Genomic DNA, 19273 nt, shown 5'->3' on the forward strand with positions numbered 1-19273 from the left:
TTAATCGTGGTCGCCGCCGCCGTCCCAACGGCATTCCCGATGGGAGGCCGCGCGACGCTCAGCGCTTGACGATCAGGTTCGGGACGATTCGGCTCGACGGGCCGAACGTCTCGATCGCGCGTTGGCAATTGGCCGGAACGTCCTTGCGATAGGTCTCGACATACGAGCGCGAGATCGCCGCCAGCTCGCCCTGCTCCAGGTCCTGCGGATCGATCCCGAGGCGCTCGACGGCCGATTTCAGAAGCGCGGGATCGCCCTGGATGTCCGGGCAGGAGGTGTTGGCGAAGCCGACCAGCCCGGCGAGCCGCGCGGCCATGACCCGCTTCTTGTCCATCGGCGGTGCGTCGGGCATCGAGTCCGGCGGCGCACCGGGCGGGCTCGACTCTTGCGCCGCGAGCGGGCCGGCGAGGCAGGCGAGCAGGGCCGCCAGGATCATCGGGTCGCGCATGCTCGGGCTCTCCTCGTCGTCTCGCTTGCCGGTGTCGTGGCGCGGCGGGTCGATGTCCCGCGCGTCGCCTTGCTCGCCGCGCGTCAGTTGCTCAGGGCGATCGCCCGGTCCCAGACCGGTGCGAACCCGCCGAGCGGCACGGCGATCGGTTGCGGATCGTTGGTCCCGGACTTCACCCCGATCACCTGAAGGGTCTTGGCCGTCCGCATCGCGTCGGTGGCGAGCGTCGGGAAGCTGATCGGCACCAGGCAGCCCTCGGATCCGCACGAGATGTAGGGCGCGCCCTTGCCGAGCACCACGTCGTCGAGCTTGAAGGTGATGCCCGGGTCGATCGCCAGGCCGAACGGCATCAGGATCAGCCCCTCGGACCGCCCGTCCTTGGGCGCCTGCAATTCGAAGGCGAACAGGCGCTTGCCGGTCTTGTTGTCCCCCTGCGACTGCATCAGCATGCACGACGTCGCCGGCTCGGCACGGCTGCAGCTCAGCGTCCAGTCGCCGTAATTCTCGGTGATGGAGAGTGCGCCGGCTGGCCAGACCGCCGCGGTCTTGGCAGGCGCAGCCTGCGCGGCAGGGGCGGCGGCCGGCGTCGCCTTCGGGGCCGGCTTCGGCGCGGGCGGGCGCGGCTTCGGCTTGACCTTCGGCGCGGCCTCGGGCGGAGCCTCCGACGCCTCTTCCTGTGCGGCGCACGGGACTGTGCCGATCGACAGCGCGATCAGGACGGAGGCGAGGATCGCGGGACGGCGGGATGCGCGGATCGGCGACATGCGAAGAACGGCCCCCTCGGCCGATGTGGCGTTGAGGAAGCCGCCTAGCGGTCAAGCCGAGGCTGCGCAATCCGGTGCCGGTGGATACGACCGGCGCCGCAACAGGATCAAGCGTGCGGCAGCGTCTCGGCGGCGCGGGCGCAACGCCGCTCGAAGGCGCTGCGGCCCTCGCGCCGGAGGACGCGCACGACCGTGAAGGCGAGGGTCAGGAAACCGGGATCGCGGTCCTGCGGCTCGTCGGCAGGTACCGGAACGCGGGCGGTGAGGACGGACAGCATGGCGGACTCCGTTCGATCGATGATCCGGCACGGATCGTGATCGATTTCGCAGTGCAGCATGCGAGCGTTGTGCGGTGCACGCAACATGAGGTTCGGTGGGGCTCGCATGCAGTCATCGCATGCCGCAGCAACACTTCGTCAATGACTCTGCTCGCCGCGCGGGCGTTGCGCGGTTGACCCTCACGGCACGAGGCGGCACTAGGGCCGGACATACCCCGCGCCGCGATCAATCGCCGACCGGGATCGGCGCCCGGGCCGGGGGGCCGTCGCGGACGCCCGTTCGCGGACGAGCCCGGCCTGTCGCCCCATCGTCACATCGGCCGCCTAACCCGAGCCGCCCCTGCGCGCCGCGCACATCCGAAGGACCGCCCGAGCCATGACCGACACGCCGAACCAAGGGCCGAACAGAGGGCCGATCCACGGCCGCATCAGCGGACCCATTGTGATGATCGGGTTCGGATCGATCGGTCGCGGCACGCTTCCGCTCATCGAGCGCCATTTCGAATACGACCGTGCCCGCTTCACCGTGATCGATCCGGATGATTCGCACCGGTCTCTCGCCGACAAGCACGGCCTGCGCTTCGAGACGGTCGCGCTAACCCGCGAGAATTATCGCGACGTGCTCACGCCCCTTCTCGCCGAGGGCGGCGGCCAGGGCTTCTGCGTCAACCTCTCGGTCGACACCTCGTCGCGCGCGATCCTGGAGCTGTGCCGCGAGCTCGGCGCCCTCTACATCGACACCGTCGCCGAGCCGTGGCCGGGCTTCTACTTCGACAAGGAGAAGAGCCAGGGCGACCGCACCAACTACGCGCTGCGGCAGGACATCCTGGACGCGCGCACCGCCAGCCCCGGCGGCACCACCGCGGTCTCGTGCTGCGGCGCCAATCCCGGCATGGTCTCGTGGTTCGTCAAGCAGGCGGTGCTGAACATCGCGAAGGACACCGGCGTGACCACGCCCGAGCCGAAGTCCCGCGCCGAATGGGCCGCGCTGATGCGCGAGGTCGGCGTCAAGGGCGTCCACATCGCCGAGCGCGACACCCAGCGCGCCAAGCATCCGAAGCCGCAGGGCGTGTTCGTCAACACCTGGTCGGTCGAGGGCTTCGTCTCGGAGGGCAACCAGCCGGCCGAGCTCGGCTGGGGCACGCACGAGACCTGGATGCCCGAGAACGCCCGCGAGCAGGAGAAGGGCTCGCGCTGCGCGATCTACCTGCTGCAGCCCGGCGCCGACACCCGCGTGCGCTCGTGGACCCCGACTGCGCAGTCGCAGTTCGGCTTCCTCGTGACTCACAACGAGGCGATCTCGATCTCGGACTACTACACGGTTCTCCAGGGCGAGCGCGCGGCCTACCGCCCGACCTGCCACTACGCCTACCACCCGGCCAACGACGCCGTGCTGTCGCTCCACGAGATGTTCGGCAATGCCGGCAAGGTGCAGGAGAAGCACCACATCCTCGACGAGAACGAGATCGAGGACGGCATCGACGAGCTCGGCGTGCTGCTCTACGGCCACAAAAAGAACGCCTACTGGTACGGCTCGCAGCTCTCGATCGAGGAGACGCGCCGGATCGCGCCCTACCAGAACGCCACCGGCCTTCAGGTGACCTCGGCGGTGCTCGCCGGCATGGTCTGGGCGCTGGAGAACCCCGAGGCCGGCATCGTCGAGGCCGACGAGATGGACTTCCGCCGCTGCCTCGAAGTCCAGACCCCGTATCTCGGCCCCGTCGTCGGCGTCTACACCGACTGGACGCCGCTGGCCGGCCGCCCGGGCCTGTTCCCGGAGGACATCGACGCCAGCGACCCCTGGCAGTTCCGCAACGTGCTCGTGCACGGCTGAACCCGAGCGTCCGCGCCGTTGCGGACCGGCCCCGGACTGCTACCATCGCGGCCTCACCGGAGGAGGCCGCGATGGCCGTTGCCCGACGACGCGACGCGCGCATGGGCGTCGCCGAATACCAGGATTGGGTCGCGTCCAAGCCGGACGACCAGCGCTGGGAGCTGCTCGACGGCGTACCGACGCTGATGTCGCCGACGAGCGGGCGTCACCAGCGCATCGTCGCGAACCTGGTCCGGCGCCTCGACGAACTCGCCGAGCGCAGGGGCTGCAGCGCCCTCCCCGGCCTCGCCGTGCTCAGCGCGGAGATGGACGACTTCGCGCCGATCCCCGACATCGTGGTCCAGTGCGGCCCGCTGCCCCGCGACGGCTACACCCGCGACCCGCTGCTCGTCGCCGAGGTACTGTCCCCCTCGACGATGAGCATGGATCGCGGCCGCAAGACCGATTTCTTCCGCACGGTCGCGGCGCTGCAGGTCTTCCTGATCGTCTATCAGGACGATGCCCGGGCCGAGGTCTGGCGGCGCGACGCCGGATGGGCGATGCGGATGCTGGGACGGGGCGACGTGATCGACCTGCCCGAGCTCGGCGGCACGCTCGCTGTAGCCGACATCTACGCCCGGGTGGAATTCTGAACGCCCGCGGCTGACGCCGGTCGCGGGCGGACCCATCTATGGTACGCTCGCCCAGGCAGTTCGGAGAGGCCCGCATGGCAGTCGCGGCGAAGCGGGACGACCGCATGAGCGTCCCGGACTACCGGGTTTGGGTCGCCGGCCGCCTGGACGACGAGCGCTGGGAACTGCTCGACGGCGAACCGGTGCTGATGTCGCCACCGACCGAGCGGCACCAGACCATCATCTCCAACCTCATCCGTCGCCTCGGCGACCTCGCCGATGTGCGGGGCTGCCGCGTCGTCCCCGGCATCGCGGTCGTCAGCCGGGACATGGACGACTTCGCGCCGATCCCCGACGTGGTGGTGCGTTGCGGCCCGATGCTGCCGGACGGCTACGCGTCCGATCCCGTCCTCGTCGCGGAGGTGCTGTCCCCCTCGGCGATGAGCGCCGACCGCGGCCGCAAGACCGACTTCTACCGTGCCGTCGAGAGCCTGCAGGTCTTCCTGATCGTGTATCAGGACGAGCCGCGGGTGGAGGTCTGGCGCCGGCAGGAGGGCGACGCCTGGCGCAAGCAGGCGCTCGGCCTCGACGACGCGATCGAGCTTCCCGAATTCGGCGGCGCCTTGCCCGTCGCAACCGTCTTCGCCGGTCTGTCGTTCTAGCCAACACCCACCAGGTCGCAGCCCTTGCCCCATTTCGAAGACTTCTACGCCGACAAGCTGCGCGGCGGCCTCGGCGTCACCGATGCGGAATCGGTGATGGACCTGCGCGGCGCCAACCGGGCGACCGCGGAGGCGTCGCTGAACGAGATGCTGGAGCGGAGCCGCTTCGCCAAGGGCAAGACCGTGGCGATCCGCCTCGATCCGCCGCCTGAGGGCGGCGGCGAGACCCTGTTCCAACCGGCGGGCCGCCTGCTGCTCGACGCGAAGCGCCGCGGCCTCGTCGACCGGTTGCAGACGCTCCCGGCCGGGGACGGGCTCGGGTTCTACGTGGCGCTGGCCGGGAAGCCGCAGCGCGAGCCGGCGTGACCGGCTCGGCCCAAGGTCCGTCCACCGTGTTCGCCGGGCGCAACACCATCGAGCGGCTGGCGCGCTTCGGGTTCTGCGCCCGCGGCGCGGTCTACTGCGTCGTCGGCGTGCTGGCGGTGCTCGCGGCGGTCGGGGCCGGCGGCAAGGCCGGCGACAGCGAGAACGCGCTCCGCTTCGTGCTGCTCGGACCCCTCGGCCCCTGGATCGTCGGCCTGATCGCCCTCGGGCTCTGGGGCTTCGCCGCCTGGCGCCTCGTCGAGGCAGTGACCGACGCCGACCGGCGCGGCACCTCGCCCAAGGGGCTCATGGTGCGGGGCGCCCACCTCGTCAGCGCCGGCATCTATGCCGGCCTCGGGCTCACGGCGGCGAGCCTCGCCCTCGGGCTCGGCCTGCAGTCGGACGGCGACGGCCTGCAGGACTGGACGGCGTGGCTGCTGGCCAAACCCTTCGGCCGCTTCGCCGTGGCGCTGATCGGCCTCGGCGTCGCCGGCGGCGGCGTCGGCTTCCTGGTCAAGGCCGTCCGCGGCGACGTGACCGAGCGCCTCGCCCTCGACGCGGCACGGCAGGCCTGGGCGGAGCCGGTCGGCCGATTCGGCTACGCGGCCCGCGGCATCGCATTCCTGATCATCGGCGGCTTCGTCGTCGTCGCGGCCTGGTATCAAGCCTCGTCGGAGGTGAAGGGCCTGTCCGGGGCGTTCCAGGCCCTGCGCGCCCAGCCCTACGGCCGGATCCTGCTCGCGATCGTCGCGGCCGGCCACGTGGCGTTCGGGGCCTTCGGCCTGATCCAGGCCCGCTATCGCCGGATCGACGCGCCCGACATCGACCAGGCCGACGACGCGGTGGCGCGGGCCGTCCGCCCGACCGGCTGACCGATCGCGTTGACACCGCCCGAGGCGGAGCCGATACCGCCGCGGAACATCATGCAGCAGCGCACCTACAAGACCGCGGTGATGGTGGTCCACGATCTCGTGGCGACCGCGCTGGCCGTGGTCCTCACCTTCGTGTTCCGCTTCACCGGCGACGCCCTCGCCGAACGCGTGCACGCGCTTCCCGTCCTGCTGCCGCCGTTCCTCGTCGTCGCCGGCCTCGTCTACGGACGGTTCAGGCTCTACCGCACCAAGTGGCGCTTCGCCTCCCTGCCCGATCTCGCCGGCATCGTCCGCGCCGCGAGCGTGCTCGCCTTCGGGCTGCTGGTGCTCGACTACGTCCTGGTCTCGTCGGACCTGTACGGGTTCTACTTCTTCGGCAAGATCGCCATCGTCCTGTACTGGGTGCTGCAGATCTTCCTGCTCGGCGGAACGCGCCTCGCCTTCCGCTACCTGAAATACGCCCGCTCCAAGCAGTCGAGCGCACGCTCGGCCACGGTGCCGACGCTGCTGCTCGGCCGCGGCGCCGACATCGAGACGCTGCTGCGCGCGATCGAATCCGGCTCGGTGCGCAAGCTCGCGCCGAAGGGCATCCTCTCGCCGCGCGCCGACGAGGCCGGGCAGACGATGCGCGAGGTCGCCGTGCTCGGCGGCTTCGCCGACCTGGAGCGGGTCGTCGGCGACCTCGCCGCCCGCGGGCAGCCGGTGCGCCGCCTCGTCGCGACCCCGAGCGCGCTGGCGCCCGAGGCCGAGCCCGACGACCTCATCGCCCGCGCCCGGCGGCTCGGCCTGCCGCTCGCCCGGGTGGTCAGCCTCGGCGACGGCATGCGCGACGCCGAGCTCGCGCCGCTCGAGATCGAGGACCTGCTGCTGCGCCCCACCGTCGCGATCGACAGGCCGCGGCTGGAGCGGTTCCTCGCCGGCAAGCGCGTGCTCGTGACCGGCGGCGGCGGCTCGATCGGCTCCGAGATCTGCGCCCGGGCGCTCGCCTTCGGCGCCTCGGCGCTGATGGTGGTGGAAAGCTCCGAGCCGGCCTTGCACGGCATCCTGAGCCAGCCGGCGCTGCTCAACGCGCAGGCCGAGGTCGGCGGGACGCTCGCCGACATCCGCGACCGCGAGCGCCTGCACGCGGTCTTCGCCGAATTCCAGCCCGACTACGTGTTCCATGCCGCCGCGCTGAAGCAGGTGCCCTATCTCGAGCGCGACTGGAGCGAGGGCATCAAGACCAACGTGTTCGGCTCGATCAACGTCGCCGACGCGTCGGTGGCGGCCGGCGCCCGCGCCTTGGTGATGATCTCGACCGACAAGGCGATCGAGCCGGTGTCGCAGCTCGGCGTCACCAAGCGCTTCGCCGAGATGGTGGCGCAGGCGCGCGACGCCGAGCAGGCCGCGATCCCCGGCCACCCGACACGGCTGATCGCGGTGCGCTTCGGCAACGTGCTCGGCTCGGTCGGCTCGGTGGTGCCGGTGTTCAAGGCGCAGATCGCCCGCGGCGGCCCCGTCACCGTGACCCACCCCGACATGGTTCGCTACTTCATGACCGTGCGCGAGGCGGCCGACCTCGTCCTCACCGCGGCCTCGCATGCCGACCGCGAGGCGCGCAGCCTCGCGCCGGGCGCGGCCGACCAGCGCGCCGCGGTCTACGTCCTCAAGATGGGCCAGCCGGTGAAGATCGCCGAATTGGCCGAGCGCATGATCCGGCTCGCCGGCTTCGAGCCCGGCGCGGAGATCGAGCTGGTGTTCTCCGGCGCACGGCCGGGCGAGCGCCTGAACGAGATCCTGTTCGCGCGCGAGGAGCCCCGCGTCAGCCTCGACGGGATCGACGGCGTGATGGCGGCCAAGCCGGTCTTCGCCGACCGCGCCCGGCTCGATGCCTGGACGGCGGCCTTGCGCGAGGCGGTGGAGGCCGGCGACCGGGCCGCCGCGGAGGCGGTGTTCGAGGCGGCGATCCCGCATTTCCGCGAGCGCTTCAACAAGCCGGTCGCGGCGGCGCCGGCGAGCCCGGATGCGCCGGCCCTCGGAACCGCCGACGCCGGCCTCTGTTGATTCGCGAGCTTTCCCGGTCGGGAACCATTCGACGCCCCGCCGATTGAGGCGACGACCGAACCGAGCGCAGTTTCCGTACAGGGAGTGTGCCGAAGGAAGGACGAATTCATGCGGACGAAGACGTTTCTCGCAGGCCTCACGATGGTCGCCGGTCTCGGCGTGGCCGGGCTCGGCGTCGCTGCGCCGGCCTCGGCGCAGGGCATCCAGATCGGACCGGGCGGCGTTCGCGTCGATCCCGGCTATCGCGACCGCGGGCCCCGCGACGACATCGACTTGAGCCGCGGCGAGGCGATCCGGATCGCCCGTCGCGAGGGCCTCGCCGACGTCGACAACGTCGACCGCCGCGGGCCGCGCATCATCGTTCGCGGATCGGATCGTCGTGGCGACGACATCACGGTGGTGGTGGACAGCCGCTCGGGCGACGTGATCGACGTTCGCCGCTGACGCCATCGCCTCGGTGTCGTAGGATCGAGCCCCGGCCTCGCGGCCGGGGTTTTCTTTCGACCGAGGCCTGCCTTCGATAATGCCGTCCCGCGCCGCCGCATCGCTTCGCCGAAGCTCCATCGTCGCCGCTGCGGCGTTCGCGATCGTCCTGCCCGGGGCCTTATCCGCAAGCGCCGAAAGTTGCCGCGCCGCCGTCGGGGCGCGTCAGGCCGAGCGGCTGGTCGAGCGCTGCATCTCGGTCTCCCCGGCGACCCATCCGCCCTGCAACGCTGACAATGCCTGCGCCCTGATCGAATCCGAGATCGCCCGGGGCTGCGGGATGATCGACGACGGCACCGCGCCGTCGTTCTGCCGGGACGACTGATCCGCCGATCAGGCCGACAGGCGCGCGAGCCGAGCGAGGCCGTCCCGCGTCGTGCCGGCCGGCGCCCAGCCGAGGGCCGCCAAACCGTCGCTGCGCGCGACCAGATTCTCGGCCAACCGCGAGAAGGTCGCCTCTCGCCCAGTCAGGCGGCAGGCCAGCCCGATCGCCGCCGAGGGTATCGGAACCAGGCCGGGCCGTCGGCCGAGCCCGGCGCGCAGGGCCGTCAGCATCTCCGGGAGCGTCGGCGCGTCGGGGTCGGCGACGACCAGCGGCCGGTTCAGCGCGGCGTCGGTCCGCAGCACCGTATCGATCGCCGCCGACACGCTCTCGACCGAGACCAGCGACCGGCGGCCGGCCAGCGATCCGAGCGGAAGCGGATACGGCGAGCGGGCGAGCCGCACCAGCGCGGCCATGTTGCCCTTCACGCCGGCGCCGTAGACCAGGACGGGCCGCAGGGCGACCCAATCGATGCCGATGGCGTCGAGCGCCCGCTCGGCCTCGAGCTTGGAGCGGCCGTAGGCGTCGGTGGGAGCCGGATCGTCGGCCTCCGTCACGGTCCCGGCGGCGGTCGGGCCGGTCTGCGCACGGATCGATGACAGGAACACGAAGCGGCGCACCCGCGCCCGCGCGGCGGCTTCGGCCAGGCGCCGCGTCGCCTCGGTGTTGAGCGTGCGGTAATCGTCCTCCGGGGCGCCCGACATCGCGTGCGCGAGGCCGGCCGAATGCACCACCGCATCGACGCCGGCGAGCGCCGCCGCCATGTTCATCGGCCGGGTCAGGTCGCCGACGATGGCGCTCGAGGCACCCTCCGGCATCGCGTCCACCGGCCGCCGCAGCAGCAGGCGGATGCGGTAGCCGCGCGCCGTCAGATCTCTCAGGACGTGCCGGCCGATGAAGCCGGTCGCCCCGGTGAGCGCGATCAATTGGCTCAAGACGTCGTCACTCCGTGCTTGGCCGGCGCCCGCGCGAATCGGGCCAGCACCGATCCGACCAGACCGCATCCGACCGCCAGGGCACCGAGGGTGATGGCCGGCGAGGGCCAAAACAAGGTCGCTCCGGCGAGCGCGGCCAGGCATGCGTTGAGCGCGAGCACGCGTCCGACGACGCCGGTCACCGCGATGCCGTTCGTGGTGGCCCGCTGGTAGAAGTGGCTGCGATGCGCCTGCCACACCGGCTCGCGCCGGGCGGCGCGCCGGATCAGCGTGAGGGTGGCGTCGGCGAGGTAGTAGAGCGGCAGCAGGATCGCCGCGGCGAGGCCGCCCGCGAGGGCGAGCCGGTACAGCAGCCAGGCCAGGATCAGCCCGAGCGGCAGCGAGCCGACATCGCCGAGGAAGAGCTTCGCCACCGGCCGGTTGAACGGCGCGAAGCCGAGCATCGCCCCGAGCAGGGCCGCGGCGACGAGGATCGCGGCCGGCGGCAAGGCGCCGGACCCGCCGAGCAGGATCAGCGCGCCGGTAACGGGCACCATCTCGGCGACCGTCATCCAGTCGAGCCCGTCCATGAAGTTGACGAGGTTCACGAACCAGATCCCGGCGAGCACCGCGAGCACCCGTTCCACCGCGAGCGGCAGGGCCGGCACCAGCCGTCCGTCGACGCTCGCCACCAGGGCGGCGACGACGAGGGCCTGCAGCACGAGGCGAAGCGACGCCGGCAGCGGGCGGATGTCGTCGACGGCGCCGACCAGGGCGAGCACCACGGCGCCGAGCCCGAGCAACAGCACGTCGCGGCCCGCATCCGGCGCGGCGAGCAGCAGCCCCGTCACCGCGAGGGTCGCCGCGACGACGGCGATCCCCCCGCCCTGCGGCGTCGGCTCGGTGTGGCTCGAGCGCGCGTTGGGGCGGGCCAGCGCGTAGCGGACCAGCAGCGGCCGGAGCCGGACGATCAGGCCGGCGCTGAGGGCCGCGGCGAGGGGAACCGCGATGAGGGGGGCGAGCATGGTGCCGCTCTACGCTCCCGGGCCGCCCGGGTGAAGCCGCCGGGTGCGCGTGTCGCTGCAGCCGGCGGCCTCGCGCCTCAATAGACCTGCGCCGCCGCGTCCTTGCCCTTCGCGGCGCCGTCGGTGCGGTTGGTCTTGTCGATCGCGCGCTCGACCACCTTGGCGATGCCGATCATGATCGTGTCGATCACGTAGTCCTTCGGCGTATAGACCGCCGAGACGCCCATGTTCTTCAGGACCAGCTCGTCGTCGGGCGAGATGATGCCGCCGACCACGAGCGGGATGTGGTCGAGGCCGGCCTCGCGCATCTTCGCCTTCACGTCGCGCACCAGCGGGACGTGGCTGCCGGAGAGGATCGAGAGGCCGACCACGTGGGCGCCGGTCTCCTTCGCCTTCGCGACGATCTCGGCCGGGGTCTGGCGGATGCCGTCGTAGGTCACGTCGAATCCGACGTCGCGGGCGCGCAGGGCGATCTGCTCGGCGCCGTTCGAGTGGCCGTCGAGGCCGGGCTTGCCGACGACGAGGCGCGGCTGCTCGCCGAGGCGCTCGCCGAGATCGGCGATCAGCAGCTTGGCCTCCTCGGCGGCGCCGGACGAGACGGTCTGCAGGGTGACGCCGGTCGGCGCGCGGTACTCGCCGAACACCTCGCGCAGGCGCGTCCCCCACTCGCCGGTCGTGACGCCGGCCTTCGCGGCGGCGATCGAGACCGGCATGATGTTGGCACCCGAGCGCGCCGCCGCCTCGAGCTCCTCGAGCGCCTTGCCGACGGCGTTGTCGTCGCGCTTCGCGCGCCAGTCCCGGATGCGGGCCTCGGCCTCCATCTCGACCGTCTCGGACACGGTGAAGATCGCGCCCTCGCCTGCGGTGAGCGGCGAGGGCTCGCCCTGCTGCCACTTGTTGACGCCGACGACGATCTGGTCGCCGGCCTCGATCGCCGAGATGCGGCGGGCATTGGATTCGACGAGCGACCGCTTGAGCGCGCCGGTCTCGACCGCGGCGACCGCGCCGCCGATCCCGCCGATGCGCTCCAGCTCGGCCCGGGTCTCGACCTTGAGCGCCTCGACCTTGGCGTCGATCACCTTCGAGCCGTCGAAGATGTCGTCGTACTCGAGCAGGTCGGTCTCGAAGGCGAGGATCTGCTGCATCCGCATGGACCACTGCTGGTCCCACGGGCGCGGCAGGCCGAGCGCCTCGTTCCAGGCCGGCAGCTGCACCGCACGGGCGCGCGCCCGCTTCGACAGCGTCACCGCCAGCATCTCGATCAGGATGCGGTGGACGTTGTTCTCAGGCTGTTGCTCGGTGAGGCCGAGCGAGTTCACCTGCACGCCGTAGCGGAAGATCCGCTTCTTCGGGTCGTCGATGCCGTAGCGCTCCTGGGCGATCTCGTCCCACAGCTCGGAGAACGCGCGCATCTTGCAGATCTCGGTGACGAACCGCAGGCCTGCGTTCACGAAGAACGAGATCCGCCCGAACACCTCCGGGAAGCTCTCGGCATCGAAGTTCGGGTCGTCCCGCACGGTGTCGAGCACCGCGATCGCGATGGCGAGCGCGTAGGACAGCTCCTGCACCGGCGTCGCCCCGGCCTCCTGCAGGTGGTAGGAGCAGACGTTCATCGGGTTCCACTTCGGCACCTCCTTGGTCGTGAACAGGATCACGTCCTTGGTCAGCCGAAGGCTCGGCGCCGGCGGGAACACGTAGGTGCCGCGCGACAGGTACTCCTTGATGATGTCGTTCTGGGTGGTGCCCTGCAGCCCCGAGAACGGCGCGCCCTGCTCCTCCGCCACCGCGAGGTAGAGCGACAGCAGCCACGGCGCCGTGGCGTTGATCGTCATGGAGGTGTTCATCTGGACGAGCGGGATGTCGTCGAACAACGTCCGCATGTCGCCGAGATGGGCGATCGAGACGCCGACCTTGCCGACCTCGCCGCGCGCCAGCTCGTGGTCGGGGTCGTAGCCGGTCTGGGTCGGCAGGTCGAAGGCGACCGACAGGCCGGTCTGCCCCTTGGCGAGGTTGCCCCGGTACAGCGCGTTCGATTCCTTGGCGTTCGAATGGCCCGCATAGGTGCGGATGATCCAAGGCTTGTCGCGCTTCACCCCGTCGACGCTCGCGCTCGCGCTCATGTCACCCGTCTCCGCTGATCCGTTCGTCGCGCGGCTCGCTCGCCCCGCCCCTTGCGGCGCACCGTAGCGAAGCCGTCGCGGGCCGTCATCTCATGCGAAGGGCCGGCGCCCGTCACCGGGCGGCGAGGCGCCCGCAAAAACTTGAGGGTCGACATCAAGGAAATTTGACGGGGATGGGTGGCACCGCCGCGGTTTCGAACGGTTCCAAACCGCTCGACGCGCGTTGGCTGGCCGCATTCGGACCTGGACGCGCGGCGTGCGCGCCCGACCACGCGGACCACCAAGCCAAGGAGCCCTGCACGATGGCAGACACCTCGCCCCGTCTGACGACGGCGTTCGGAAACCCGATTTCCGACAACCAGAACTCGCTCACCGCCGGCACCCGCGGCCCGGTGCTGATGCAGGATTACCATCTCATCGAGAAGATGGCGCATTTCAACCGGGAGCGGATCCCGGAGCGGGTCGTCCACGCCAAGGGCTACGGCGCCTACGGCACCTTCCGGCTGACCCGGAGCCTGTCGCAGTACACCCGTGCCAAGGTGCTGACCGAGGTCGGGCAGGACGTGCCGATGGTGGCGCGCTTCTCGACGGTCGGCGGTGAATCCGGCTCGGCCGACACCGCCCGCGATCCGCGCGGCTTCGCGCTGAAGTTCTACACCTCGGAAGGCAACTGGGACCTCGTCGGCAACAACACGCCGATCTTCTTCGTCCGCGACGCGATCAAGTTCTCCGACTTCATCCGCACCCAGAAGCGCGATCCGCGCACCCACCTGAAACCCCATTGGCGCCGCTGGGACTTCTGGGGCCTCTCCCCCGAGGCGATCCACCAGGTCATGATCCTGTACTCGGACCGCGGCACGCCGAAGTCGGCCCGCTTCATGAACGGCTACGGCTCGCACACCTTCTCGCTCTGGAACGAGGCCGGCGAGCGGCACTGGGTGAAGTTCCACTTCCACACCCAGCAGGGCATCCAGAACTTCTCTGCGGCGGAAGCCGACAAGATCGCCGGCGAGGATCCGGACTACTCGGCCGCCGATCTCTCGACCGCGATCGAGAAGGGCGACTTCCCGAAGTGGAAGGTCTCGGTGCAGCTGATGCCCGAGCTCGACGCCGACACCTACCACATCAACCCGTTCGACCTCACCAAGGTCTGGCCGCACGGCGACTATCCGTTGATCGAGATCGGCGAGATGGAGCTCAACCGGAACCCGGAGAACTACTTCGCCGAGATCGAGCAGTCGGCGTTCGAGCCCTCGAACGTCGTGCCCGGCATCGGCTTCTCGCCGGACAAGATGCTGCAGAACCGCCTGCTCTCCTACGGCGACGCGCACCGCTACCGCCTCGGGATCAACTACCAGCAGATCCCGGTGAACCAGGCGAAGAAGGCCGCCGTCCAGACCTACCATCGCGACGGCGCGATGCGCACGGACGGCAACCACGGCGCGCAGGTCGACTACCAGCCGAACTCCTTCGGCGGGCCGGTCGAGGATCCGTCGGTGGCCGAGCCGCAGCTGCGGATCACCGGGGATGCCGGCCGCTACGGCTGGCCGGGCGACGACGCCGACCTCTACGGCCAGCCGCGGGACCTGTGGACGAGGGTATTCGACGACGGCGAGCGCAAGCGGCTCGTGGAGAACATCGTCACCTCGATGGGCGACTCGCCGCGCCACATCCAGGATCGAATGATCGGGCACTGGTACAGGGTGCATCCCGACTTCGGCCGCGGGGTCGCGGAAGGTCTCGGCATCGAGACGAGCAAGGCCGCCGCCGAATAGTTTTTGGGTGGCCGCCAAGTTAATTTTGTATCCAGAAGGCGTCGGCATGAGCCGGCGCCTTTTTTCTTGTCGGACACCGTACTCCTGGCCTTTCGGACGACTTGCAGACCCTTGGACGCCTCATCCTTCGCCGTTATAGCGCTAGGCCGGAACCGCGGCGTCGTCAGAACCGCGAGCGGGCACGAAACGGATTCAGGAGAGAGACGATGGCTGCCAGCGCGGCACTGCAACCGGCCAGCGCCGGGACGGGCGAGGTCAAGGACCTCTACGAGATGGGCGAGATCCCGCCGCTCGGTCACGTGCCCGCCAAGATGTATGCCTGGGCGATCCGCCGCGAGCGCCACGGGCCGCCGGAGGATTCGCATCAGCTCGAGGTGCTGCCGGTCTGGGACATCGGCGACGACGAGGTCCTGGTCTACGTCATGGCCGCCGGCGTGAACTACAACGGCGTCTGGGCCGGCCTCGGCGAGCCGATCTCGCCCTTCGACGTGCACAAGGCCGCGTACCACATCGCCGGCTCCGACGCGTCCGGCATCGTCTGGGCGGTCGGCGCCAAGGTGAAGCGCTGGAAGGTCGGCGACGAGGTCATCGTCCACTGCAACCAGGACGACGGCGACGACGAGGAGTGCAACGGCGGCGACCCGATGTTCTCGTCCTCGCAGCGGATCTGGGGCTACGAGACTCCCGACGGCTCGTTCGCCCAGTATTGCCGGGTGCAGTCGCGCCAGCTGATGAAGCGGCCGCAGCACCTCACCTGGGAGGAGGCCGCCTGCTACACGCTGACGCTCGCCACCGCCTACCGCATGCTGTTCGGCCACGCGCCGCACACCGTCCGCCCCGGCCAGAACGTGCTGATCTGGGGCGCCTCAGGCGGCCTCGGCGTGTTCGGCGTCCAGCTCTGCGCCGCGTCCGGCGCCAACGCCATCGCCGTGATCTCGGACGAGTCGAAGCGCGACTACGTGATGAGCCTCGGCGCCAAGGGCGTCATCAACCGCAAGGACTTCGACTGCTGGGGCCAGCTGCCCAAGGTGAACTCGCCTGAGTTCAACACCTGGACCAAGGAAGCCCGCAAGTTCGGCAAGGCAATCTGGGACATCACCGGCAAGGGCAACGACGTCGACATCGTGTTCGAGCACCCGGGCGAGGCGACCTTCCCGGTCTCGGCGCTGGTGGTGAAGCGCGGCGGCATGGTGGTGTTCTGCGCCGGCACCACCGGCTTCAACATCACCTTCGACGCCCGCTACGTCTGGATGCGCCAGAAGCGCATCCAGGGCTCGCACTTCGCCCACCTCAAGCAGGCCTCGGCCGCCAACCAGTTCGTGATCGACCGCCGGGTCGACCCGTGCATGAGCGAGGTGTTCCCCTGGGAGAAGATCCCGCAGGCGCATACCAAGATGTGGAAGAACCAGCACCCGCCCGGCAACATGGCCTGCCTCGTCAACTCTCCGCGCGCCGGCCTGCGGACGGTCGAGGACGTGATCGAGGCGGCGGGTTTTCCGCGCGGCTGACGCGAACTCTTCGAAGCCTTAAGACCCGCGTCCCTCAGGGGGCGCGGGTTTTTCTTTGGCCGAGGGATTCGCGCGCGGCGCGTCGTGGCACGCTCCCGTCCGGGCCATCGTCACGCATCGCATCGAGGCGCCCGTGCCCACCCTCCCCCCTCTGCGGGGGAGGGTGGCCCCCGTGAGGGGGGTCAGGAGAGGGGACGCACCGCACGTCCGCGACGGGCGACCCGACGAGGGTTCGAGCCGGTCGTGCAGCGTGCCGTCCGCGCTACCGCTTCGTCTCGGTCCCCGGCAGGTGGCGCCCGTAGCTTTCCTGCTTGGTCGCCTTCTCGGTGATCAGGTCGGCGTAGGCCTGCCGCATCTCCGGGGAGACGGAAACCGTGCGGGCCTTCTCCTTCTTGCGCTTGGGCGCTTTCTTGAAGGTGTTGCTCGTCTCGCTCATGCCGGGCCTCACGTCGGGGTGGTCGGGGTCGGCGTGCCCGGATCTGGCTCGCCCGGGGCAGGCGGATCGCAAGGGAACGCGACGAACGAAAGAAGGCGGGGCGGCTTTCGCCGTCCCGCCTTCGTGTTTCTATCGTCCGAGGAAGATAGAGGCCAGTCGCTGGAGCAGGCCCCGCGGTGCGGGCGGAGGCGCGCTCTGCCCAGGACTGTCCCCGATCTAAGCGTTCGCGGCGAAGGGGTGGGTCGCGGACTTGCGCTGCTCGGTGACCGCGGCGGCCTTCGGCTCGCCGGAGACGGCGCGCTGGATCGACAGCTTGGTGGCCTCGTAGTTGTACTTCTGGATCTTGGCGTCGTCGGCCGCTTCCCAGTGGATGAACACGCCGACCAGGATGAACAGGTCGTCGGCCTCATCGGCGGGGATGATGCCCTCGGCGACGGCGTCCTGCACGGCCATGGCGACGCCATGCTGGGCGGGGCCGAACATCTGGACGGCCTGACGGGCGTCGTTGATGGTCACCTTGTTGAACATCAGGGTGTTGGGCTTGCACGGCAGGTTCGGCGCGATGACCGCAAGCAGGCTGGTGAAGCCGTGCTTGTTGTTCACGAGGCCGTTGCAGAAGGCGGTCTCGGCCGGCGAACCGCGCGGTCCGATGATCAGGTCGATGTGGGCGACCTCGTTGCCGTCGCCGACGAGGGCTTCGCCGACCTGGACCTTGGTGATCTTTGCCATTCGGGTTTTCTCCCTGGATTCCAAACTCAAGGACCGCGGCCCGTCGAGTCGGGCGCGGCCGGAAGCCATCCTTGTTCGCGACGCCCGGCCTTGGAAAAGCCGGGCCGGTTAGCCCGGATAGCGGCGCGGACCCTACAGCGCGGTCCGGCCCGTCACAACCCATGGCAACGCGCTGAAATCGATATTAAAAGTGCGGCCCGGCGCTTGACGGCGGGAACTTTTTCAGAGGGCGCCCGCAGGGTCCGCGACGCGGGCGCCCGCGGATGCGAGGGCATCGCAGAACAGCGTGGCGACGGTGAAATCGGCGCTGGTGCCGGGATTGATCCCGGCGGCCTTCCACGCCGCGTCGAGCGCCAGCAGGCGCTCCACAGGCCGGGCGCGCAGGTCGAGGCCTGTAAGCGCCTCCACGGCCTCGGACCGCACGGCCTCCGCCCGGTCGGCGCCGTGCTTGCGCGCCACGTGACTGTCGGGAAACGCCTGCAGGTAGGCGAGATGCACGGCGGTGGTGCACCAGGCCGGTTCGAGATCCTTTTCGCGCGCGGCTGCCAGAGCCGGGAGGCCGACCCGGACGAGGTCGGCGAAGCCGTCGGTGTAAGCGCGGGCGATGCGGTCGCGCGGGGCAGCCTCCTGCATTGCCGCCACCAGGGAATCCGGGGCCGGCGCGGCCACGTCGTGCCGTCCGGCCCGGCCGAGCCCGCCCGGGTTGGCGAGGCGGATCGCGTCGAAGACGCCTTGCGCATCCGCCGGTTCGAGGCCGACCAGCACCTCGGCCACGGTGGTTCCCCGCTCGGCGGCCAGCGCCAGGGGCGCGCAGAGCAGGAGGATGCCGAGGTTGGTGTTCTGTCCCACCGCCGCCATCGTCGCCGCGACCGCGTCGCGGACCCGTGCGCCGAGCCCGGCTCCGCCGCGTGCCAGGGCGGGCGCCGACACCGCGGCGCTCGTCGTGAAATCGGCCACCGCCATGCGATGGCCGGCGGCGTAGGCGTGGACGTTGCCGGGTTTCAGGGCCTCGAGCTCGGCCAGGCACGCCGCCTGGTACGAGGCCGCGATCGCCTCCGGCGCGAGGCGCATCAGGCGACCACGAGCCGCGGCCGGCGCGCGGACCGGACGGCGGCGAGGAAGCCGCGCACCACCGCCCCGGCGATGTCGACCTCCGAGACCTTCTGCAGCCCCGACCATGCCGGCATCGAGTTGACCTCGAGCACGAGGAAGCCGCCCTCCCCGTCCTCGACGAGGTCGATGCCGGTGTAGTCGACGCCGACCGCGGCGGCGGCGGCCTCGGCGAGCTCGGCCGCCCGCGCCGGCATCGCCCAGGGCAGCGGGCGGCCGCCGAGGTGGACGTTGGTGATCCAGCCGTCGCCCTCGCGGATCATCCCGGCGATGGCCCTGCCTTCGCAGACGAAGACGCGGTAGTCGCGCCACAGACCGTCGCTGCGGGGCACGTAGCGCTGGAGGTAGTAGACCCGCGAGACCGCATCCTCCGGCGGCAGGTCGTCCGGCCGCTCGATCAGCTGCAGCCCCTCGCCCTGCGAGCCGAACAGCGGCTTCAGCACCAGGGGCCGCCCGGGGCCGGCCTCGCGCGCGACGATCTCGGCGGCGGCCGTGCGCTTCGAGCACACGAAGGTGTCGGGCGTCGGCAGGCCGGCGCGGGCGATCATCAGGCTGGTCGCCGCCTTGTCGACCGAGCGCTCGATCGCGACCGGCCCGTTCCAGACGGTGACGTCCGAGGCCACCAGCGCATGCAGCACGCCCAGACGCATCGTCGTGGCCTCGAAGGTGCCGCCGGCGATGGTCCGCAGCAGCACGCCGTCGGGCAGCGTCCCGGCGAAGCCCGGCACCTGCAGGGGCTCGCCGCCGCCGGTGACGATCGCCACGTCGGCGAGCGAGAACAGCACCGGCTCGACGCCCTGCGCGCGAAGCGCCGCCAGGAGCCGGGCCTTGTGCCAATTGCCGTTGTCGGCCGCGAGCGCGATGCGCATTCTGTCGGTCACCCCAAGGATGGTTCAAGCCGCCGGTTCCGCCGACACGCATTGCCCTCCCGCTCCACGCCGTCATCCCGGGGCCGCGAAGCGGAGCCCGGGATCCA

Annotated in this window: 20 protein-coding genes; 10 read left to right on the top strand and 10 right to left on the bottom strand. The window is 70.7% G+C overall.

The features are described from left to right. Positions 1–58 precede the first annotated feature (58 nt). From ACFZ8E_RS17885 to ACFZ8E_RS17895, 3 genes are all read right to left on the bottom strand, one after another. Entirely contained in the window at positions 59–448 is a 390-nt protein-coding gene (locus ACFZ8E_RS17885) for a hypothetical protein (RefSeq protein WP_244030818.1), read from the bottom strand. An 83-nt stretch (positions 449–531) separates the two neighbouring features. Next, positions 532–1212, bottom strand: coding sequence for an invasion associated locus B family protein (locus ACFZ8E_RS17890; RefSeq protein ID WP_243945700.1), 681 nt, complete (start codon positions 1210–1212; stop codon positions 532–534). Between the two features lie 107 nt (positions 1213–1319). Continuing rightward, on the bottom strand, positions 1320–1490 hold the full coding sequence (locus ACFZ8E_RS17895; RefSeq protein ID WP_187274656.1) for a hypothetical protein: 171 nt from the start codon (positions 1488–1490) through the stop codon (positions 1320–1322). Between the two features lie 376 nt (positions 1491–1866). Here ACFZ8E_RS17895 and ACFZ8E_RS17900 point away from each other — a divergent pair, with 376 nt between their 5' ends. From ACFZ8E_RS17900 to ACFZ8E_RS17935, 8 genes are all read left to right on the top strand, one after another. Then, positions 1867–3324, top strand: a complete 1458-nt coding sequence (locus tag ACFZ8E_RS17900; RefSeq protein WP_405043386.1) for a homospermidine synthase — start codon at positions 1867–1869, stop codon at positions 3322–3324. A 71-nt stretch (positions 3325–3395) separates the two neighbouring features. After that, entirely contained in the window at positions 3396–3956 is a 561-nt protein-coding gene (locus ACFZ8E_RS17905) for a Uma2 family endonuclease (RefSeq protein WP_243945705.1), read from the top strand. 74 nt (positions 3957–4030) lie between these two features. Further along, complete coding sequence (locus tag ACFZ8E_RS17910) at positions 4031–4597, top strand: Uma2 family endonuclease (RefSeq protein ID WP_405043387.1); 567 nt, start codon at positions 4031–4033, stop codon at positions 4595–4597. Between the two features lie 24 nt (positions 4598–4621). Next, complete coding sequence (locus ACFZ8E_RS17915; RefSeq protein ID WP_147728461.1) at positions 4622–4963, top strand: hypothetical protein; 342 nt, start codon at positions 4622–4624, stop codon at positions 4961–4963. Then, positions 4960–5832 carry a DUF1206 domain-containing protein gene (locus ACFZ8E_RS17920; RefSeq protein WP_405043388.1) on the top strand — a complete coding sequence of 291 codons (873 nt, stop codon included), beginning with the start codon at positions 4960–4962 and terminating at the stop codon, positions 5830–5832. The genes ACFZ8E_RS17915 and ACFZ8E_RS17920 overlap by 4 nt, the downstream gene beginning before the upstream one ends. 51 nt (positions 5833–5883) lie before the next feature. Next, positions 5884–7875 (top strand): SDR family NAD(P)-dependent oxidoreductase, encoded by a 1992-nt coding sequence (locus ACFZ8E_RS17925; RefSeq protein ID WP_405043389.1) that lies wholly within the window; start codon positions 5884–5886, stop codon positions 7873–7875. Between the two features lie 108 nt (positions 7876–7983). Then, positions 7984–8319 (top strand): PepSY domain-containing protein, encoded by a 336-nt coding sequence (locus tag ACFZ8E_RS17930; RefSeq protein ID WP_243935642.1) that lies wholly within the window; start codon positions 7984–7986, stop codon positions 8317–8319. 79 nt (positions 8320–8398) lie between these two features. Continuing rightward, on the top strand, positions 8399–8683 hold the full coding sequence (locus ACFZ8E_RS17935; protein ID WP_405043390.1) for a hypothetical protein: 285 nt from the start codon (positions 8399–8401) through the stop codon (positions 8681–8683). Between the two features lie 8 nt (positions 8684–8691). On the opposite strand, the gene ACFZ8E_RS17940 is transcribed toward ACFZ8E_RS17935, so the two are convergent. The 3 genes from ACFZ8E_RS17940 to ACFZ8E_RS17950 form a co-directional block, all read right to left on the bottom strand. Continuing rightward, the gene (locus ACFZ8E_RS17940) at positions 8692–9615 is read right to left on the bottom strand and encodes an NAD-dependent epimerase/dehydratase family protein (RefSeq protein WP_405043391.1); all 924 of its coding nucleotides are present in this window, start codon (positions 9613–9615) and stop codon (positions 8692–8694) included. Continuing rightward, positions 9612–10619, bottom strand: a complete 1008-nt coding sequence (locus tag ACFZ8E_RS17945) for a glycosyl transferase (RefSeq protein WP_405043392.1) — start codon at positions 10617–10619, stop codon at positions 9612–9614. The genes ACFZ8E_RS17940 and ACFZ8E_RS17945 overlap by 4 nt, the downstream gene beginning before the upstream one ends. A 77-nt stretch (positions 10620–10696) precedes the next feature. Beyond that, positions 10697–12739 carry a protein meaA gene (locus tag ACFZ8E_RS17950; protein ID WP_147726860.1) on the bottom strand — a complete coding sequence of 681 codons (2043 nt, stop codon included), beginning with the start codon at positions 12737–12739 and terminating at the stop codon, positions 10697–10699. A 302-nt stretch (positions 12740–13041) separates the two neighbouring features. Here ACFZ8E_RS17950 and ACFZ8E_RS17955 point away from each other — a divergent pair, with 302 nt between their 5' ends. Continuing rightward, complete coding sequence (locus ACFZ8E_RS17955) at positions 13042–14514, top strand: catalase (protein ID WP_405043393.1); 1473 nt, start codon at positions 13042–13044, stop codon at positions 14512–14514. 206 nt (positions 14515–14720) lie between these two features. After that, complete coding sequence (gene ccrA, locus ACFZ8E_RS17960; RefSeq protein ID WP_243937217.1) at positions 14721–16022, top strand: crotonyl-CoA carboxylase/reductase; 1302 nt, start codon at positions 14721–14723, stop codon at positions 16020–16022. Between the two features lie 262 nt (positions 16023–16284). Here the strand turns inward: ccrA and ACFZ8E_RS17965 are convergent, their stop codons facing one another. The 4 genes from ACFZ8E_RS17965 to ACFZ8E_RS17980 all read right to left on the bottom strand — a co-directional run bounded on the left by ACFZ8E_RS17965 (position 16285) and on the right by ACFZ8E_RS17980 (position 19166). Beyond that, positions 16285–16458, bottom strand: coding sequence for a hypothetical protein (locus tag ACFZ8E_RS17965; RefSeq protein ID WP_187274654.1), 174 nt, complete (start codon positions 16456–16458; stop codon positions 16285–16287). A 216-nt stretch (positions 16459–16674) separates the two neighbouring features. Continuing rightward, positions 16675–17187 (bottom strand): 5,6,7,8-tetrahydromethanopterin hydro-lyase, encoded by a 513-nt coding sequence (gene fae / locus ACFZ8E_RS17970; RefSeq protein ID WP_147726855.1) that lies wholly within the window; start codon positions 17185–17187, stop codon positions 16675–16677. Positions 17188–17409: 222 nt separating this feature from the next. Beyond that, positions 17410–18258 carry a triphosphoribosyl-dephospho-CoA synthase gene (locus tag ACFZ8E_RS17975; RefSeq protein ID WP_243937216.1) on the bottom strand — a complete coding sequence of 283 codons (849 nt, stop codon included), beginning with the start codon at positions 18256–18258 and terminating at the stop codon, positions 17410–17412. Next, positions 18258–19166, bottom strand: a complete 909-nt coding sequence (locus ACFZ8E_RS17980; protein WP_147842520.1) for a RimK family alpha-L-glutamate ligase — start codon at positions 19164–19166, stop codon at positions 18258–18260. Before ACFZ8E_RS17980 ends, ACFZ8E_RS17975 begins: the two co-directional genes overlap by 1 nt. Positions 19167–19273 lie beyond the last annotated feature (107 nt).

This window comes from Methylobacterium sp. HMF5984 (assembly GCF_045033435.1).
Lineage (GTDB): Bacteria > Pseudomonadota > Alphaproteobacteria > Rhizobiales > Beijerinckiaceae > Methylobacterium.

What these genes read in the sequence shown, in the direction of transcription:
- ACFZ8E_RS17885 (WP_244030818.1), bottom strand. Translation starts at nt 448, where the DNA reads ATGCGCGACCCGATGATCCTGGCGGCCCTGCTCGCCTGCCTCGCCGGC.
- ACFZ8E_RS17890 (WP_243945700.1), bottom strand. Translation starts at nt 1,212, where the DNA reads ATGTCGCCGATCCGCGCATCCCGCCGTCCCGCGATCCTCGCCTCCGTC.
- ACFZ8E_RS17895 (WP_187274656.1), bottom strand. Translation starts at nt 1,490, where the DNA reads ATGCTGTCCGTCCTCACCGCCCGCGTTCCGGTACCTGCCGACGAGCCG.
- ACFZ8E_RS17900 (WP_405043386.1), top strand. Translation starts at nt 1,867, where the DNA reads ATGACCGACACGCCGAACCAAGGGCCGAACAGAGGGCCGATCCACGGC.
- ACFZ8E_RS17905 (WP_243945705.1), top strand. Translation starts at nt 3,396, where the DNA reads ATGGCCGTTGCCCGACGACGCGACGCGCGCATGGGCGTCGCCGAATAC.
- ACFZ8E_RS17910 (WP_405043387.1), top strand. Translation starts at nt 4,031, where the DNA reads ATGGCAGTCGCGGCGAAGCGGGACGACCGCATGAGCGTCCCGGACTAC.
- ACFZ8E_RS17925 (WP_405043389.1), top strand. Translation starts at nt 5,884, where the DNA reads ATGCAGCAGCGCACCTACAAGACCGCGGTGATGGTGGTCCACGATCTC.
- ACFZ8E_RS17930 (WP_243935642.1), top strand. Translation starts at nt 7,984, where the DNA reads ATGCGGACGAAGACGTTTCTCGCAGGCCTCACGATGGTCGCCGGTCTC.
- ACFZ8E_RS17935 (WP_405043390.1), top strand. Translation starts at nt 8,399, where the DNA reads ATGCCGTCCCGCGCCGCCGCATCGCTTCGCCGAAGCTCCATCGTCGCC.
- ACFZ8E_RS17945 (WP_405043392.1), bottom strand. Translation starts at nt 10,619, where the DNA reads ATGCTCGCCCCCCTCATCGCGGTTCCCCTCGCCGCGGCCCTCAGCGCC.
- ACFZ8E_RS17950 (WP_147726860.1), bottom strand. Translation starts at nt 12,739, where the DNA reads ATGAGCGCGAGCGCGAGCGTCGACGGGGTGAAGCGCGACAAGCCTTGG.
- ACFZ8E_RS17955 (WP_405043393.1), top strand. Translation starts at nt 13,042, where the DNA reads ATGGCAGACACCTCGCCCCGTCTGACGACGGCGTTCGGAAACCCGATT.
- ccrA (WP_243937217.1), top strand. Translation starts at nt 14,721, where the DNA reads ATGGCTGCCAGCGCGGCACTGCAACCGGCCAGCGCCGGGACGGGCGAG.
- ACFZ8E_RS17965 (WP_187274654.1), bottom strand. Translation starts at nt 16,458, where the DNA reads ATGAGCGAGACGAGCAACACCTTCAAGAAAGCGCCCAAGCGCAAGAAG.
- fae (WP_147726855.1), bottom strand. Translation starts at nt 17,187, where the DNA reads ATGGCAAAGATCACCAAGGTCCAGGTCGGCGAAGCCCTCGTCGGCGAC.
- ACFZ8E_RS17975 (WP_243937216.1), bottom strand. Translation starts at nt 18,258, where the DNA reads ATGCGCCTCGCGCCGGAGGCGATCGCGGCCTCGTACCAGGCGGCGTGC.
- ACFZ8E_RS17980 (WP_147842520.1), bottom strand. Translation starts at nt 19,166, where the DNA reads ATGCGCATCGCGCTCGCGGCCGACAACGGCAATTGGCACAAGGCCCGG.